Here is a 14,715-nt window from a genome sequence, read left to right as displayed (position 1 = left end):
TGCGCTGAGACTGATGATAGGCGTGGAACGTTTTGGGTCTGCTTCGCAGCCCAGCGGGAGCAAGCTCCCTCGCCACCCTGTTTTCAGCGTGTCAGATACCGAGTTTGGCCATCTGCCAAACCCGGGCAATGTCCGTCGCCCGCTCACGCAACAAGCGCGGCGCTTCGGCGCACGCCTGTTCCAGGGTCATCGGGCCGCTGGTCACGGCGAATGCCGCATCGATGCCATGCTCGTAAAGCGCTTGATAACCCTCGCCCAACGTCCCGGCAATGACGATCACCGGCACACCGTGCTGTTTGGCGACCCGTGCCACACCGAACGGGGTCTTGCCGCGCAAGGTCTGCGCGTCGAAGCGGCCTTCGCCGGTGATCACCAGATCCGCGCCATTAACCGCTTCGGCGAGGCCGACCAGCTCGGCTACCACTTCAACGCCGGCCTGAAACTGCGCGCCGAGAAACGCCTTGGCGGCAAAGCCCAGGCCACCCGCCGCGCCACTGCCCGGCTCATCGCGAACATCCTTGCCCAGCGCTTGCGCGCACAGTTCGGCAAAGTGCCCCAGCGCCTGATCCAGCTGTTGCACCTGCGCCGGTGACGCGCCCTTTTGCGGACCGAAAATCGCCGAAGCACCGTGTGGGCCACACAGCGGATTATTGACGTCGGCAGCGATGTCGAAGCGCACTTGGGCCAGACGCGGGTCCAGCGCGCTCAGGTCCAGACGCGCCAGCTGCGCCAATGCCAGTCCGCCCGGCACCAGCGCCTGACCCTGCGCATCGAGCAGCTTCACCCCGAGTGCCTGCATGGCCCCGGCACCGCCGTCGTTGGTGGCGCTGCCGCCAATCGCCAGAATCACCCGTTGCGCGCCGGCATCCAGCGCGGCGCGAATCAGTTCACCGGTGCCGAACGTGCTGCTGATGCACGCATCACGCTGCCCCGGCGGCACCAATTGCAAGCCACTGGCCTCGGCCATTTCGATGATCGCGGTGTGGTTGTGCGCCAGCCAGCCCCACGCGGCATCGACAGATGTGCCCAGCGGGCCACGCACCCGGGTGCGGCGCAGTTCGCCTTCGCAGGCGGCGAGAATCGACTCCACCGTACCCTCGCCGCCATCGGCCATCGGGCATTTGACCAGTGTGGCGTGCGGCCAGACTTGCGCCAGGCCCAGAGCAATGGCCTCGGCAACGCCTTGCGCACTCAGGCTGTCCTTGAACGAATCGGGGGCGATGACGATCTTCATGCGAATTCTCCAGTTCCAATGCCCTTCATGCTGCCAGCCGGCCTGCGCATTGACGCCTGTCCGCTGCACAAGCGGGGTGGGCGTTTATTGTTCATTTCTACAAAAGCCCTGGAATGGGTGGCGAATGTCCCGGCCTCATCGCTGGCAAGCCAGCGATGGTGTCAGTGACATCACCCGATTAATTCGGATCAGTCTGCGGCAACAACTGCACCCCCAGGTACAACGCCAGCATCCCGTCCAGCCGCAACGGATCCACCCCGCTGATTTCGGCAATCCGCTCCATCCGGTAACGCAGGCTGTTGCGGTGAATGCCCAGCGCATCAGCACAGGCCTGGCTCTGGCCGTCGTGTTCACACCAACTGCGCAGGGTCGCGAGCAGTTGGCCGTTGCCGTCCTTGGCAATGACCTTGCGCAGCGGTTTGAGCAATTCGTCCAGCGCATCATCGTTGCGATGGCGCCAGAGCATTACCGGCAGGCGATAGCGATGGAGGGTCAGCAATCGCGAGTGCGGCAACACCTCCCGGCCATAGGCGAGCAAATCGCCGACCCGCCGATAGCAACGACGCAATCCGCCCAGCCCGTCAGCCTGCCCACCGACGGCGATGCGCAGAATGTTCCAGCCGAGGCCATCGAGCTTTTCCAGCAAGCGGTCATGTTCAACGGTCTGGCTCGCCGGGCGGCACCACAGCAGCGACGACTTGGCAGAACTCACACACCAGCTGTCCGGGTAGCGCGAGGTCAACCACGCGCTCAAGGCCTCGACGGTTTGCCCCGGGCCATGTTCCAGGCCCAGTTCGAACAGGTACGGCACCCGGGTCAGTTGCGGCTTGAGCCCCAGTTGCTGCGCCTCATCGACCAGACGCGGCGAATCCCCCGCTTCGCTCAACAGCAAGGCCAGCAGGTCATCGCAACGCTGGCGCCGCCATTGCTGCTCGGCCTGCTGATTGCGTTGGCCAACGAGCATTTCGGCGGTCATGCGCACCAGTTCGGCGTAGGTGCGCAACTGCTCAGGCTCGCCGGTAATGCCGAGCACGCCGATCAACCGCTGATCAAGCAACAGCGGCAGGTTGATCCCCGGCTGCACGCCTTTCAGATGCACCGCGGTCTGCGCGTCGATCTCCACCACCCGCCCGTTGGCCAGCACCAGTTGCGCGCCTTCGTGGCGGGTGTTGATGCGCTCCGGCTCGCCACTGCCGAGGATCAGCCCCTGGCTGTCCATGACGTTGACGTTGTAGGGCAGAATGGCCATGGCCCGGTCAACGATGTCCTGAGCGAGGTCGTGATCGAGTTCGAACATGATCGGCAAAATCCTTAAGCAACGGCGGCGGACGGTTGTTCACCCGCACAGGGTCTGGCGGCAAACCCTGTGCTCAGGCACAAAGACAATCCGGCCATGGGTGGCCGAGACTCTCAGGGCGATCAACGTTAACCTGTGCATCGCAAAAAATCATAATAAAGAGAGAGCCGCTATGTCGCAGAGCGCCGCAGCTACCCAGACCATCGATGACGGTAAAAACGCCGTCTACAAACGCATCACCCTGCGTTTGATCCCCTTCATCTTCATCTGCTACCTGTTCAACTACCTCGACCGGGTCAACGTCGGCTTTGCCAAACTGCAGATGCTTGACGCACTGAAGTTCAGCGAAACCGTGTACGGCCTCGGTGCCGGGATCTTCTTCATCGGCTACGTGCTGTGCGGCGTACCGAGCAACCTGGCGCTGACCAGGTTTGGCCCACGGCGCTGGATCGCGCTGATGATGATCACCTGGGGCACGCTGTCGACCTGCCTGTTGTTCGTCACCACGCCGACCCAGTTCTACACCCTGCGCCTGTTTACCGGTGCGGCCGAAGCCGGATTCTTCCCGGGCGTGGTGCTGTACCTCTCGCAGTGGTTCCCGACGTTCCGCCGTGGACGGATCATGGCGCTGTTCATGTCGGCAATCCCGGTTTCGGGGCTGCTCGGCAGCCCGTTCTCCGGCTGGATCCTCAATCACTTCGCCGCCGGGCAAGGTGGGCTGGCCGGCTGGCAGTGGATGTTTCTGCTGCAGGGTATTCCGACGGTCATCCTCGGTGTGCTGGCGTACTTCCTGCTCAGCGACAGCTTCGCCAACGCCAAATGGCTGACCGCGCATGAGCGCGCCGTGCTCGAAGCCGATCAGGCCGAAGATCTGGCGAACAAACCGAAAACCACCTCGGACTCGCTGCTCGCGGTGTTCAAGAACCCGGCGATCTGGGCTTTCGGCCTGATCTACTTCTGCATTCAGAGCGGCGTATACGCGATCAACTTCTGGCTACCGTCGATCATCAAGAACCTCGGTTTCAGCGATAACCTGGTGATCGGCTGGTTGAGTGCGATTCCGTACCTGCTGGCGGCGGTGTTCATGCTGCTGGTCGGGCGTTCGGCGGACTTGCGCAAAGAACGTCGCTGGCATCTGGTGGTGCCGATGCTGATGGGCGCTCTCGGACTGCTGATCGCAGTGAACTTCGCCGCCAACCCGGCCATCGCCATCCTCGGCCTGACCATTGCGACCATGGGCGCGCTGACCGGTCTGCCGATGTTCTGGCCGGTGCCGACCGCCATGTTGAGCGCGGGCGCGGCGGCCGGTGGTCTGGCGCTGATCAACTCGATGGGGCAAATGGCAGGTTTCCTCAGCCCGTACCTGGTGGGCTGGGTCAAGGACAGCACCGGCTCGACGGATGCGGCGTTGTACCTGCTGGCCGGCGTGATTGTCGGCGGGAGCTTGCTGGCGTTGCGCATGACGCGCACGTTGCGCGCCTGATCACGTTTCAAGATCTTTTGCTTTGCACATTTGTGGCGAGGGAGCTTGCTCCCGCTGGGTTGCGAAGCGAACCTGAACGCTGACCATGAGGTGTGTCAGGCAAACCCTGCGTGGCGGTTTTGCGACCGCTGCGCGGCCGAGCGGGAGCAAGCTCCCTCGCCACAGGCACTGTAGTTGCCGGCTGCCATCTTTTTGCGTTCAGGCAAACGCGTCCAGCTCGATCACCAGTCCACCCGGCATCTGCACAAAGATCTGCCAGATGCCCTCCTCCGGTACTTGCGCCACCTGATACGGCAATCCGCTGTCGCGCACTCGCTGCAACACACTTTGTGCCGGCTCGTCGCTACGAAAGGCAATGTGGCTCAGCGCGGTTTCGCTGAACGTCGGCTGCTCGATCACATGCACCAGCGCATGCTCATCCTGATACAACCAGCGGCCGGGAAACGGAAACGGTGGCCGCCGCCCCGGGGTCAGCCCGAGCAACTGGCCGAAAGTCTCCTGCACGTTCTGGCCGTCAGCGGTGTTGAAGGCCAGATGATCGAATGTCCAGCTCATGGGCGTCTCCTGCGGTTATTCGTTGATTGAAGTATCTGCGCTTGCCAATCACGAAAAAATCCCGCAAAAACGCAAAGATCTTTAAAGGATTTTTACCAATGAGCTCGATTCTTGATCTGGAGATCTTCGTCCGCGTCGCCGACTCCGGCAGCATCTCTGCCGCTGCCCGCGCCCTGGAACTGACCCCGGCGGCGGCCAGCATTGCGCTCAAGCGCCTGGAAACCCGCCTCGGCATTCGCCTGCTCGCCCGCTCCACCCGCAGCATGCGCCTGACCGAAGAGGGACGGCGTTATCTCGATAGCGTGCGCATCGCCCTCGGCGCACTGGCCGAGGGGGAGCAAGCACTCAAGCAACACGGCGAAGGCCTCAGCGGTGTGCTGCAACTGGCGGCGCCGTCGGACTTCGGGCGCAACGTGTTGTTGCCGTGGCTGGACGATTTCAAGCGCGAACACCCAAACATCCAGCTGCAATTGCTGCTCAACGATCGCCATGCCGATCTGTTCCGCGAAACCGTGGATGTCGCGCTGCGCTTCGGCGTGCCGAGCGATTCGACGTTGGTGGCGTTGCCGATTCTGCCGGCGCATCGACGCGTTGCCTGCGCCAGCCCCGACTACCTGGCCCGGCATGGCACGCCGCAACATCCCGGCGAATTGCGCGAGCACAGCGCTCTGCTCTATCTGCGCAATGGTCGGCCTTACAACAGCTGGCGCTTCAGTCGCGAGGATCAAACGCTGGAAGTCGAAGTTCATGGCGACTACCTCAGCGATGACGGCGAAGTCGCGCGACGCTGGGCGCTGGCCGGGCATGGCATCGCCTACAAGGCGTGGCTGGACGTCGCCGAAGACGTGCGCGCCGGACGCCTGCTGACACTGCTCGATGACTGGCACGGCGAGAGCGTGCCGTTCAATCTGCTCTGCCCGCATCGGGTGCAGGTGTCCGAGCGGGTGCGGGTGTTGCAGGCGTTCTTGCAGACGCGTTGCGCGTTACTCAGCCGATAATTCACTTTGCCGCATCCGACGCTTCTGGTATTTGATTGGAGTTTTCCCACCGATAAAAGGATTTCGGCATGAGCTATCGCACACTGGGGCACTCGGGTTTGCAGGTCTCCACCCTCACCCTCGGCACGATGATGTTTGGCGAGCAGACCAGCGCTGAAGATTCGCTGCGCATCATCGACAAGGCCTGGGATCAAGGCATCAATTTCATCGACACCGCTGACGTCTACACCAATGGCCGCTCGGAAGAGATCGTCGGCGAAGCCATTGCCCGCCATCGGCATGAATGGGTGCTGGCGACCAAGGTCGGTTTCGGCCCGGCGGACGGCGTGCCGAACCGCAGCGGTTTGAGCCGCAAGCACATTTTCAACGGTCTTGAGGCGAGCCTGACGCGCCTCGGCACCGACTACCTCGACATCTATTACCTGCACCGCGAAGACCACAACACGCCACTGGAAGTCACGGTGTCGGCCATTGGCGACCTGATTCGCCAGGGCAAGATCCGTTACTGGGGCCTGTCGAACTATCGCGGCTGGCGGATTGCCGAGGTGATTCGCATCGCTGACAAGCTCGGTGTCGACCGCCCGGTGATCAGCCAGCCGCTGTACAACATCGTCAATCGCCAGGCCGAGACCGAGCAGATCACCGCCGCGCAAACCTATGGCCTTGGCGTGGTGCCTTACAGCCCGCTGGCCCGTGGCGTGCTCAGCGGCAAGTACGCGCCGGACGTGACCCCGGACGCCAACAGCCGCGCCGGGCGTCAGGACAAGCGCATTCTGGAAACCGAATGGCGCGTGGAATCGCTGCGCATTGCCCAGCAGATCCAGCAATACACCCAAGGCCGCGGGGTGGGCATGGTCGAGTTTGCGATTGCCTGGGTGCTGAACAACAGCGCAGTGACTTCGGCAATCGTCGGCCCGCGCACCGAAGATCAATGGGATGCTTACACCAAGGCGCAGGCGGTGCAGATCACGGCTGAGGATGAAGCGTTTATCGATTCGCTGGTGACACCGGGACATGCGTCGACACCGGGGTTCAATGATGTGAGCCATTTTGTGTCGGGTCGTAAACCGCGTCAGGCCTGAAAGCCGCACAAGCCGGGCATCAGTGGCGTCAGCAGATTGCGAGGGCAACACAAATCCATTGTGGGAGCGAGCCGGCTCGCGAAGAGCCCGGCACATGCAACATCTGCGTTGTCTGGCACACCGCTTTCGCGAGCAGGCTCGCTCCCACAGGTTTTGTGCTTAGCTTCAGGATGTGGGGAATATTGATCACTCGGCCAATATTCAGCACAAAAACCACGTATCCTGCGCGCCCTGTTTTGATCACCCACCCGCGAGGACAGTTTGTCTAAAGGTATCGCTCTATCGGTTTCAGCCTCGGTGCTGTTTGCCGTCATGTATTACTACACCTCGTTGCTCACCCCGTTGAGTGGCGTGGAAATCTTTGGCTGGCGGATGCTGCTGACCGTACCGTGCATGACCGTGTTCATGCTGGTCTCCGGCGAATGGCGGCGGGTGCTGGAATTGCTGCGGCGTGTGGCGGGCTACCCGAAGCTGATCGGCGGCCTGATCGTTTCCTCCGCATTGCTCGGCGTGCAGCTGTGGCTGTTCATGTGGGCGCCGCTCAATGGCTACAGCCTCGACGTCTCGCTGGGCTATTTCCTCTTGCCGCTGGCGATGGTGCTGACCGGGCGTATCGCTTACGGCGACAGCCTGTCGTACCTGCAGAAAATCGCGGTGTTCTTTGCCGTTCTGGGCGTGGCGAACGAGCTGTACCGGGTAGGCGGATTTTCCTGGGCGACCCTGGTGGTCGTGGTCGGTTACCCGCTGTACTTCGTGCTGCGCAAACGTCTGAAGACCGATCACCTCGGCGGCTTGTGGGTCGACATGACCTTGATGCTGCCGGTGGCGTACGCGTTCGTGCGCGGTGGCGAGCAAGGCTTTGGTGTGTTCGATCAGTACCCGGGCCTGATGTGGCTGATTCCGCTGCTCGGCCTGATCAGTGCGTCGGCGCTGGTGGTGTACATCATTGCCAGTCGCTTGCTGCCGTTCAGCCTGTTCGGCCTGCTCAGTTATGTCGAGCCGGTGTTGCTGCTCGGCGTCGCGCTGTTGCTCGGTGAAAGCATCAAGGCCGGCGAGTGGCTGACTTACATTCCGATCTGGCTGGCGGTTGTGGTGCTGGTGTTTGAAGGCTTCAAGCACTTGATGCGGCAACGACGCCCGTAAGGCGCGCAATAAAAAGCCCGGCCTGCAATTTTGCAGGCCGGGCTTTTTTACATCTGCAGGTTACTCGGTGGCGAGCACGCCACGACGCACCTGGTCGCGCTCGATCGATTCGAACAGGGCCTTGAAGTTGCCCTCGCCGAAACCATCGTCACCTTTGCGCTGGATGAATTCGAAGAATACCGGGCCCATCAGGGTTTCCGAGAAGATCTGCAGCAGCAGGCGCTTGTCGTCCGGGTTCGACGAACCGTCGAGCAGGATGCCGCGCGATTGCAACTGGTCAACCGGCTCGCCGTGGTTCGGCAGGCGGCCTTCGAGCATTTCGTAGTAGGTGTCCGGCGGCGCGGTCATGAAACGCATGCCGATTTTCTTCAACTGATCCCAGGTCTTGACCAGGTCGTCAGTGAGGAACGCCACGTGCTGGATGCCCTCGCCGTTGAACTGCATCAGGAACTCTTCGATCTGCCCGGCGCCCTTGGACGACTCTTCGTTCAGCGGGATGCGGATCATGCCGTCCGGTGCGGTCATCGCTTTCGAGGTCAGGCCGGTGTATTCGCCCTTGATGTCGAAGTAGCGGATCTCACGGAAGTTGAACAGCTTCTCGTAGAAGTTGGCCCAGTAGGCCATGCGGCCGCGGTACACGTTGTGGGTCAGGTGGTCGATGATCTTCAGGCCGGCACCGACCGGGTTGCGGTCAACGCCTTCAATGAACACGAAATCGATGTCGTAGATCGAACTGCCTTCGCCGAAACGGTCGATCAAGTACAGCGGCGCGCCGCCAATGCCTTTGATCGCCGGCAGGTTCAGCTCCATCGGGCCGGTTTCGATGTGGATCGGCTGGGCGCCGAGTTCCAGCGCACGGCTGTAGGCTTTTTGCGAATCCTTGACGCGGAACGCCATGCCGCACACCGACGGGCCGTGCTCGGCCGCGAAGTACGAGGCGACACTGTGCGGTTCGTTGTTGAGGATCAGGTTGATCGCGCCCTGACGGTACAGGTGCACGTTCTTGGAGCGGTGAGTCGCGACTTTGGTGAAGCCCATGATCTCGAAGATCGGCTCCAGGGTGCCAGGAGTCGGCGATGCGAACTCGATGAACTCAAAGCCCATCAGGCCCATTGGGTTTTCGTATAAATCGGTCATGGTGACGCCTCATCATTCTTATCAATTAACCAGAGTTATTTGTCAGTAATGCTGAGACCGGCGGGCGGTGCGCAGGAGATGCCTCGCACACTGCGGGCGAGGAAGTCACCATAGATCAGTTGAAACCCGAATATCTTCATTGTCGACCCAAGGCTCTTGCGGGCGAGGCTTCTGCTGCCAGAAGACGATTATTATTGTATGCGTAACCCAATTCTACACAGCGTAAATAGGGTTGTCTGCCCTCTCTATAAAATCCGCCTTTTTCGTGCCGGCGCAAGGGGTTTGTTGCTCGGGAAGTCATCCGGGCGAATCTCAGTGGGAGGCTTCGCTGGCCTTTAGTGCACGCGCCACGCAGATCAACCGGCCGTATGCGGCACAAGCGTCAACGGCCATCTATCATGCCTTCTGACTCCGTGATTTTCACAGGCGCGCCGTTGCCAGGCCTGCATTCGAGAGTTTCACTCCATCGCAACAGGATGCGCCCATGCCCTTGACCGTCAGACCCCGCCGCAAACGTAGCGTGCGCATGATTGTGACTCTGCTTTGCGGCCTGTTGCCGGTGCTTCTGGGCACGGGAATTCTGTACATGCAGGCCGAACGAACCTTGCAACAGAGCACGCAGAACACCGCCGAGGAGGCGTTGCGCCAGTTCGAACTGATGCTCGACAACACCGCCCAGGCCGCCAGCGTGTTATTGCCACTGGCTGGCCAGCCCTGCGACAGCGTCAAGCTCGCCCTGCGCGAACAGGTCACCCGACGCCCCTTCGTGCGCTCGACCAATCTGGTGTGGGATGACAACCTCTATTGCAGTTCGCTGTTCGGTGAATTCAAGGAAGCGGTGAACCCGGGTGATTACACCCAGGGCAAGTTGTGGTTGATGAACGGCAACCCCGTCACGCCCAACACCGCGCTGCTGGTGTATCGGCTCAGCGAAGGACGCGGCGGCGCACTGACCACGCTCGATGGTTATCACCTGAGCAATGTGCTGCGCCTGATCGGCCGGGATACGCTGCTGTTGCTGCAAGTCGGCGACAATTGGCTGTCCGCCGACGGCAACGTGCATCAGGGTGCCCTGCCGGTGTTACCGGTGGCGCAACACATGCTGGCGTCTTCGCGCTACGCCTTCAGTGTCAGCGCCGGTTTTCCGCAAGGTGAAGTCTGGCGCTACATGGCCGACGTATATCCGCCGCTGTTCAGCCTGCTGATGTTTTTTGGCGTGGTGTCAGGCGCTATCGGCCACGTTCTGCAACGGCGCGCCACCTCGCCCAGCCATGAAATGCTGCGGGCGCTGGAGGCTGGCGAATTCATTCCCTATTTCCAGCCGGTGGTGCACGGAGACAGCAAGAAATGGTCCGGGACCGAAGTGCTGATGCGCTGGCAACATCCCAAGGAAGGCCTGGTGCGCCCGGACCTGTTTATCCCGTTCGCCGAACACTCCGGGCTGATCGTGCCCATGACCCGCGCCCTGATGCAGCAGACAGCCGCCCTGCTCGGCCCGCCGTCCGCTGGTTTCGACAAGCCGTTTCATATCGGCATCAACATCACCGCCAGCCATTGTCAGGACCTGCAACTGGTCGACGACTGCCGCACGTTTCTGGCAGCGTTCGCGCCCGGTAGCGTCAGTCTGGTGCTGGAGCTGACCGAGCGCCAACTGATCGAGCCCACAGACATCACTCGTCAGTTGTTCGAGCAGTTGCATACGCTGGGCGTGATGATCGCCATCGACGACTTCGGCACCGGGCATTCGAGCCTGGGTTATCTGCGCAAATTCAACGTGGATTTTCTCAAGATCGATCAAAGCTTCGTGGCGATGATCGGGATCGATGCGTTGTCGCGGCATATTCTCGATACGATTATCGAACTTTGCGCCAAGCTCGAACTGGGTATTGTTGCCGAGGGTGTAGAAACTCAGGCGCAGGCCGACTATCTGACCGCGCACCACGTCAACTTCCTGCAGGGCTATCTGTTCGGAAAACCCATGCCCGGCGCCGACTTCATCGCCGCATTAAGTCACCATTAACTAAAAACAAATTAACCGTGGCGTCGCGAAAAGACGCACCAAATTGATACAAAAGACCACTTTTGTTACATGAGGACAACAACAGGATTTACTCTTGGCGCATTAACTACTACAATTTTTTCAGCCTGTGCAAGATTGGCAGGTGAGCCATTGTCACCGAGTCGCTTCAAGGCTCTTGGCTTATAGCTTTGTTTGCGGTTGGTATCAGCCAAACACACTATTGGAGTAAAGATATTGTCCAGACTCGCTGAATTTCGTGCAGCTGAAAAGGCCCTTCAGGAACAGCTCAAGCAGTTGGAATCGCTGAAGAACGATGCCGGGCTCAAGAAAGAAATCGAATTCGAAGAAAAGCTCCAGGGGCTGATGAAAACCTACGGCAAAGGCCTGAAAGACATCATCGCCATCCTCGATCCGAACCCGGGCAAATCCGGTCTGCAAGTGTCTGCCGCACCAAAAACCCGCCGTGCTCGCGTGGTCAAGGTTTACCAGAACCCGCACACCGGCGAACTGATCGAAACCAAGGGCGGCAACCACCGCGGCCTGAAAGCCTGGAAAGAACAGTACGGTGCAGCTACCGTCGATTCCTGGTTGCGCGGTTAATCTCGCGTCAACAAACAAGCCCTGCGTTATGCAGGGCTTTTTTTTCGACAATATCTAACAAAAGCAACGATTTCCCCATGGCTAGTTGTGATACTGCTTTAACACCACACGGCATCCGGCTAAACATTTTGCAGCGGGATGTTGCCTCGGTAACCCGCGCTAAACTTTGTGCTTAATTCCTTCGGGTATCTAATACCTAGCGGGGAGCGAACAGACGCTTAAAGTTTCAAGCTGTTTCTCACCGCGATTATTTCGTCGGCGCTCGCCTTATAAACCTCAGCCTGACCCGCGTAAGAAAGTACATACGCCTTTTGCGCATCGACCGCGGCGACCAATGTTTGCGACAACACATGTCGACCGTTTTCAGTGATCGTGCAGGTGGTTTCCAGTGCGTCCAACGCACCCAGCTTTGCCGGATGCATCTTGTTGCAAACACTCTGATAACCGCCCTGGAAGAAGTCCTTTTGAATCGATTTGCGCATCTCTAGCAGAACGCCCGGGACATTGACCTGATGACCGGCCTCTACTTGAGTCATGGTCAATTCCATCACCATGATCTGATTGCCATCGGCGTCGTTTTTCACCGCGCGCTGACGGGACACCTGAGCCGGTGTATCTGGCAACGCTTCGACTTGCCAACCGGCAGGCCAGGTGATGCTCGGCTGATCGGCCAGTGCCGGGACGGCCAGCAGCGACGAAAAAAGAACAACGAACAGCGCTTTGAACGGTCGGATCATTACCAGAGGCACTCGCAGATTGAGCATTGAAGTCTGAGGCTCGCCCGCCCACAGAGCAAGCCGCGGATTCGGTTTGGCGATGCCGGTCCGCATGCGTATCATTGCGTCCATTCACTCGCCCCATTGTTACGGAGGGCCTATGAGCCTGCACGAACTGAACACTTTTCCCGGCGTCACCGCCACCCCAGACAGCGCAACCCGCAACTTCGTCTTCAACCACACCATGCTGCGTGTAAAGGACATCACCAAGTCCCTGGATTTCTACACCCGCGTCCTGGGTTTCTCGCTGGTCGAGAAGCGTGACTTCCCGGAAGCCGAATTCAGCCTGTACTTCCTCGCCCTGGTCGACAAGGCGCAGATCCCGGCCGATGCCGCGGCGCGTACCGAGTGGATGAAGTCGATTCCCGGCATTCTGGAACTGACCCACAACCACGGCACCGAAAACGATGCGGACTTTGCCTATCACAACGGCAACACTGACCCGCGTGGCTTTGGTCACATCTGCATCTCCGTGCCGGACATCGTTGCGGCGTGTGCACGCTTTGAAGAGCTGGGCTGTGATTTCCAGAAGCGCCTGACCGATGGCCGCATGAAAAGCCTGGCGTTCATCAAGGACCCGGACGGCTACTGGGTTGAAATCATTCAGCCTGCGCCACTGTAAAAAGATCGCAGGCTTCGCCAGCTCCTACACATTCGCTGTAGGAGCTGCCGCAGCCTGCGATCTTTTGCTTCACCCATAAAAAAACCCATGATCGCTCATGGGTTTTTTCGTTTCCGCGACTGCCGTTTACGCCGGAGCCGAAGTGCGGATCAAGTGATCGAACGCGCTGAGAGATGCCTTGGCGCCCTCGCCCACCGCGATTACGATCTGCTTGTACGGCACGGTGGTCACGTCACCGGCAGCAAAGATGCCGGGGATCGACGTCTCACAGCGGTTGTCGACGATGATTTCACCGCGCGGCGACAGCTCGATGGTGCCTTTGAGCCAGTCGGTGTTGGGCAGCAGACCGATCTGCACGAAGATCCCTTCCAGCTCGACCGTACGCAGTTCGTCGGTGTTGCGATCCTTATAGCGCAGACCGTTGACCTTCTCGCCATTACCGGTGACTTCAGTGGTTTGCGCACTGGTGATCACGGTAACGTTCGGCAGGCTGTGCAGTTTGCGTTGCAGCACCGCATCGGCGCGCAGTTGCACGTCGAACTCCAACAGGGTCACGTGCGCCACGATACCGGCCAGGTCGATGGCCGCTTCAACGCCGGAGTTACCGCCGCCGATCACCGCCACGCGCTTGCCCTTGAACAGCGGGCCGTCGCAGTGCGGGCAGTACGCCACGCCCTTGTTGCGGTATTCCTGCTCGCCCGGCACGTTCATTTCGCGCCAGCGCGCACCGGTCGCCAGGATCACGCTCTTGGTTTTGAGGGTCGCACCGCTGGCGAAGTGGACTTCGTGCAGCTCGCCGTTCTTGCCCGGGATCAGCTTGTCGGCGCGTTGCAGGTTCATGATGTCGACGTCGTACTGCTTGACGTGTTCTTCCAGCGCAACCGCCAGTTTCGGGCCTTCGGTTTCCTGTACGGAAATGAAGTTCTCGATGGCCATGGTGTCGAGCACCTGACCGCCGAAACGCTCGGCCGCGACACCGGTGCGAATGCCTTTACGCGCCGCGTAGATGGCTGCCGACGCACCGGCCGGGCCACCGCCGACCACCAGCACATCAAAGGCTTCTTTGGCGCTGATTTTCTCGGCCTGACGCTCAATGGCGCCGGTGTCGAGTTTGGCGAGGATTTCTTCCAGGCCCATGCGGCCCTGACCGAAGTTTTCGCCGTTCAGGTAGATGCTCGGCACGGCCATGATCTTGCGATCATTGACTTCGTCCTGGAACAACGCGCCATCGATTGCGACGTGACGGATGTTCGGGTTCAGCACTGCCATCAGGTTCAGTGCCTGGACCACGTCCGGGCAGTTCTGGCACGACAGCGAGAAGTAGGTTTCGAAGTTGAACTCGCCCTTGAGCGAACGGATCTGTTCAATCACTTCGACACTGGCCTTCGATGGGTGGCCGCCGACTTGCAGCAGGGCCAGCACCAGGGAAGTGAATTCGTGGCCCATCGGGATGCCGGCGAAACGCAGGCTGATGTCGGCACCGGGGCGGTTGATCGAGAACGACGGCTTGCGGGCATCGTTACCGTTATCGATCAGGGTAATCTGGCTCGACAGACTGGCAACGTCTTTGAGCAGGTCGTGCATTTCCCGGGATTTCGCACCGTCGTCGAGGGAAGCAACGATCTCGATCGGCTGGGTGACCCGTTCCAGGTACGATTTCAACTGGGCTTTAAGATTGGCGTCCAACATACGGGCGATCTCCTGTGTCTTTATTCGAGGCGAAAAAAAGCCCGAGCGAATCTCGCCCGGGCTTTTTTAGTGGGCGGTG

At 60.2% G+C, this 14,715-nt stretch carries 13 protein-coding genes; 7 read left to right on the top strand and 6 right to left on the bottom strand.

Going from position 1 to position 14,715, the window contains the following annotated elements; all coding sequences use genetic code 11:
* Window positions 1-91: 91 nt before the first annotated feature.
* Window positions 92-1,234, bottom strand: coding sequence for a glycerate kinase (locus tag HBN98_RS19725; RefSeq protein ID WP_083369182.1), 1,143 nt, complete (start codon window positions 1,232-1,234; stop codon window positions 92-94).
* A 178-nt stretch (window positions 1,235-1,412) separates the two neighbouring features.
* Window positions 1,413-2,531 (bottom strand): sugar diacid recognition domain-containing protein, encoded by a 1,119-nt coding sequence (locus HBN98_RS19720; RefSeq protein WP_083369183.1) that lies wholly within the window; start codon window positions 2,529-2,531, stop codon window positions 1,413-1,415.
* A gap of 172 nt (window positions 2,532-2,703) precedes the next feature.
* On the opposite strand from HBN98_RS19720, the gene HBN98_RS19715 reads away from it, so the two are divergent.
* Complete coding sequence (locus HBN98_RS19715; RefSeq protein ID WP_083369184.1) at window positions 2,704-4,014, top strand: MFS transporter; 1,311 nt, start codon at window positions 2,704-2,706, stop codon at window positions 4,012-4,014.
* A 198-nt stretch (window positions 4,015-4,212) separates the two neighbouring features.
* Here HBN98_RS19715 and HBN98_RS19710 read toward each other — a convergent pair whose 3' ends face one another.
* Window positions 4,213-4,569, bottom strand: a complete 357-nt coding sequence (locus HBN98_RS19710) for a VOC family protein (RefSeq protein ID WP_083369185.1) — start codon at window positions 4,567-4,569, stop codon at window positions 4,213-4,215.
* Between the two features lie 98 nt (window positions 4,570-4,667).
* On the opposite strand from HBN98_RS19710, the gene HBN98_RS19705 reads away from it, so the two are divergent.
* The 3 genes from HBN98_RS19705 to rarD all read left to right on the top strand — a co-directional run bounded on the left by HBN98_RS19705 (window position 4,668) and on the right by rarD (window position 7,792).
* Window positions 4,668-5,567, top strand: a complete 900-nt coding sequence (locus HBN98_RS19705) for a LysR family transcriptional regulator (protein ID WP_083369186.1) — start codon at window positions 4,668-4,670, stop codon at window positions 5,565-5,567.
* A 68-nt stretch (window positions 5,568-5,635) separates the two neighbouring features.
* On the top strand, window positions 5,636-6,649 hold the full coding sequence (locus HBN98_RS19700) for an aldo/keto reductase (protein ID WP_064587442.1): 1,014 nt from the start codon (window positions 5,636-5,638) through the stop codon (window positions 6,647-6,649).
* Window positions 6,650-6,910: 261 nt separating this feature from the next.
* A complete protein-coding gene (gene rarD / locus HBN98_RS19695; RefSeq protein ID WP_083369187.1) occupies window positions 6,911-7,792 on the top strand; it encodes an EamA family transporter RarD in 882 nt (293 codons plus the stop codon).
* 60 nt (window positions 7,793-7,852) lie between these two features.
* On the opposite strand, the gene hppD is transcribed toward rarD, so the two are convergent.
* A complete protein-coding gene (hppD, locus tag HBN98_RS19690) occupies window positions 7,853-8,929 on the bottom strand; it encodes a 4-hydroxyphenylpyruvate dioxygenase (protein ID WP_064587440.1) in 1,077 nt (358 codons plus the stop codon).
* Between the two features lie 484 nt (window positions 8,930-9,413).
* On the opposite strand from hppD, the gene HBN98_RS19685 reads away from it, so the two are divergent.
* Both HBN98_RS19685 and HBN98_RS19680 read left to right on the top strand, forming a co-directional pair.
* The gene (locus HBN98_RS19685; protein ID WP_083369188.1) at window positions 9,414-10,949 is read left to right on the top strand and encodes an EAL domain-containing protein; all 1,536 of its coding nucleotides are present in this window, start codon (window positions 9,414-9,416) and stop codon (window positions 10,947-10,949) included.
* A gap of 234 nt (window positions 10,950-11,183) precedes the next feature.
* A complete protein-coding gene (locus HBN98_RS19680; RefSeq protein ID WP_025109950.1) occupies window positions 11,184-11,549 on the top strand; it encodes a histone-like nucleoid-structuring protein, MvaT/MvaU family in 366 nt (121 codons plus the stop codon).
* Window positions 11,550-11,767: 218 nt separating this feature from the next.
* On the opposite strand, the gene HBN98_RS19675 is transcribed toward HBN98_RS19680, so the two are convergent.
* Window positions 11,768-12,286, bottom strand: coding sequence for a DUF4946 domain-containing protein (locus HBN98_RS19675; protein WP_083369448.1), 519 nt, complete (start codon window positions 12,284-12,286; stop codon window positions 11,768-11,770).
* Between the two features lie 139 nt (window positions 12,287-12,425).
* Here HBN98_RS19675 and gloA point away from each other — a divergent pair, with 139 nt between their 5' ends.
* The gene (gene gloA, locus HBN98_RS19670; RefSeq protein WP_007963339.1) at window positions 12,426-12,947 is read left to right on the top strand and encodes a lactoylglutathione lyase; all 522 of its coding nucleotides are present in this window, start codon (window positions 12,426-12,428) and stop codon (window positions 12,945-12,947) included.
* A gap of 126 nt (window positions 12,948-13,073) precedes the next feature.
* On the opposite strand, the gene ahpF is transcribed toward gloA, so the two are convergent.
* Window positions 13,074-14,636: an alkyl hydroperoxide reductase subunit F gene (gene ahpF, locus HBN98_RS19665; protein WP_083369189.1), complete on the bottom strand. Its 1,563-nt coding sequence runs from the start codon at window positions 14,634-14,636 to the stop codon at window positions 13,074-13,076.
* Window positions 14,637-14,715: the final 79 nt, after the last annotated feature.

It is taken from the genome of Pseudomonas koreensis (genome assembly GCF_012986595.1).
Classification (GTDB): Bacteria; Pseudomonadota; Gammaproteobacteria; order Pseudomonadales; family Pseudomonadaceae; genus Aquipseudomonas; species Aquipseudomonas koreensis.
The sequence above is the reverse complement of the archived record's forward strand: the minus strand, read 5'-3'. Positions and strand labels throughout refer to the sequence as shown.

Bases quoted from the DNA above. Each gene is read 5' to 3' on its own strand.
- HBN98_RS19715 (WP_083369184.1), top strand. From the start codon at position 2,704: ATGTCGCAGAGCGCCGCAGCTACCCAGACCATCGATGACGGTAAAAAC.
- HBN98_RS19705 (WP_083369186.1), top strand. From the start codon at position 4,668: ATGAGCTCGATTCTTGATCTGGAGATCTTCGTCCGCGTCGCCGACTCC.
- HBN98_RS19725 (WP_083369182.1), bottom strand. From the start codon at position 1,234: ATGAAGATCGTCATCGCCCCCGATTCGTTCAAGGACAGCCTGAGTGCG.
- hppD (WP_064587440.1), bottom strand. From the start codon at position 8,929: ATGACCGATTTATACGAAAACCCAATGGGCCTGATGGGCTTTGAGTTC.
- HBN98_RS19675 (WP_083369448.1), bottom strand. From the start codon at position 12,286: ATGATCCGACCGTTCAAAGCGCTGTTCGTTGTTCTTTTTTCGTCGCTG.
- ahpF (WP_083369189.1), bottom strand. From the start codon at position 14,636: ATGTTGGACGCCAATCTTAAAGCCCAGTTGAAATCGTACCTGGAACGG.
- HBN98_RS19700 (WP_064587442.1), top strand. From the start codon at position 5,636: ATGAGCTATCGCACACTGGGGCACTCGGGTTTGCAGGTCTCCACCCTC.
- gloA (WP_007963339.1), top strand. From the start codon at position 12,426: ATGAGCCTGCACGAACTGAACACTTTTCCCGGCGTCACCGCCACCCCA.
- HBN98_RS19720 (WP_083369183.1), bottom strand. From the start codon at position 2,531: ATGTTCGAACTCGATCACGACCTCGCTCAGGACATCGTTGACCGGGCC.
- HBN98_RS19710 (WP_083369185.1), bottom strand. From the start codon at position 4,569: ATGAGCTGGACATTCGATCATCTGGCCTTCAACACCGCTGACGGCCAG.
- HBN98_RS19685 (WP_083369188.1), top strand. From the start codon at position 9,414: ATGCCCTTGACCGTCAGACCCCGCCGCAAACGTAGCGTGCGCATGATT.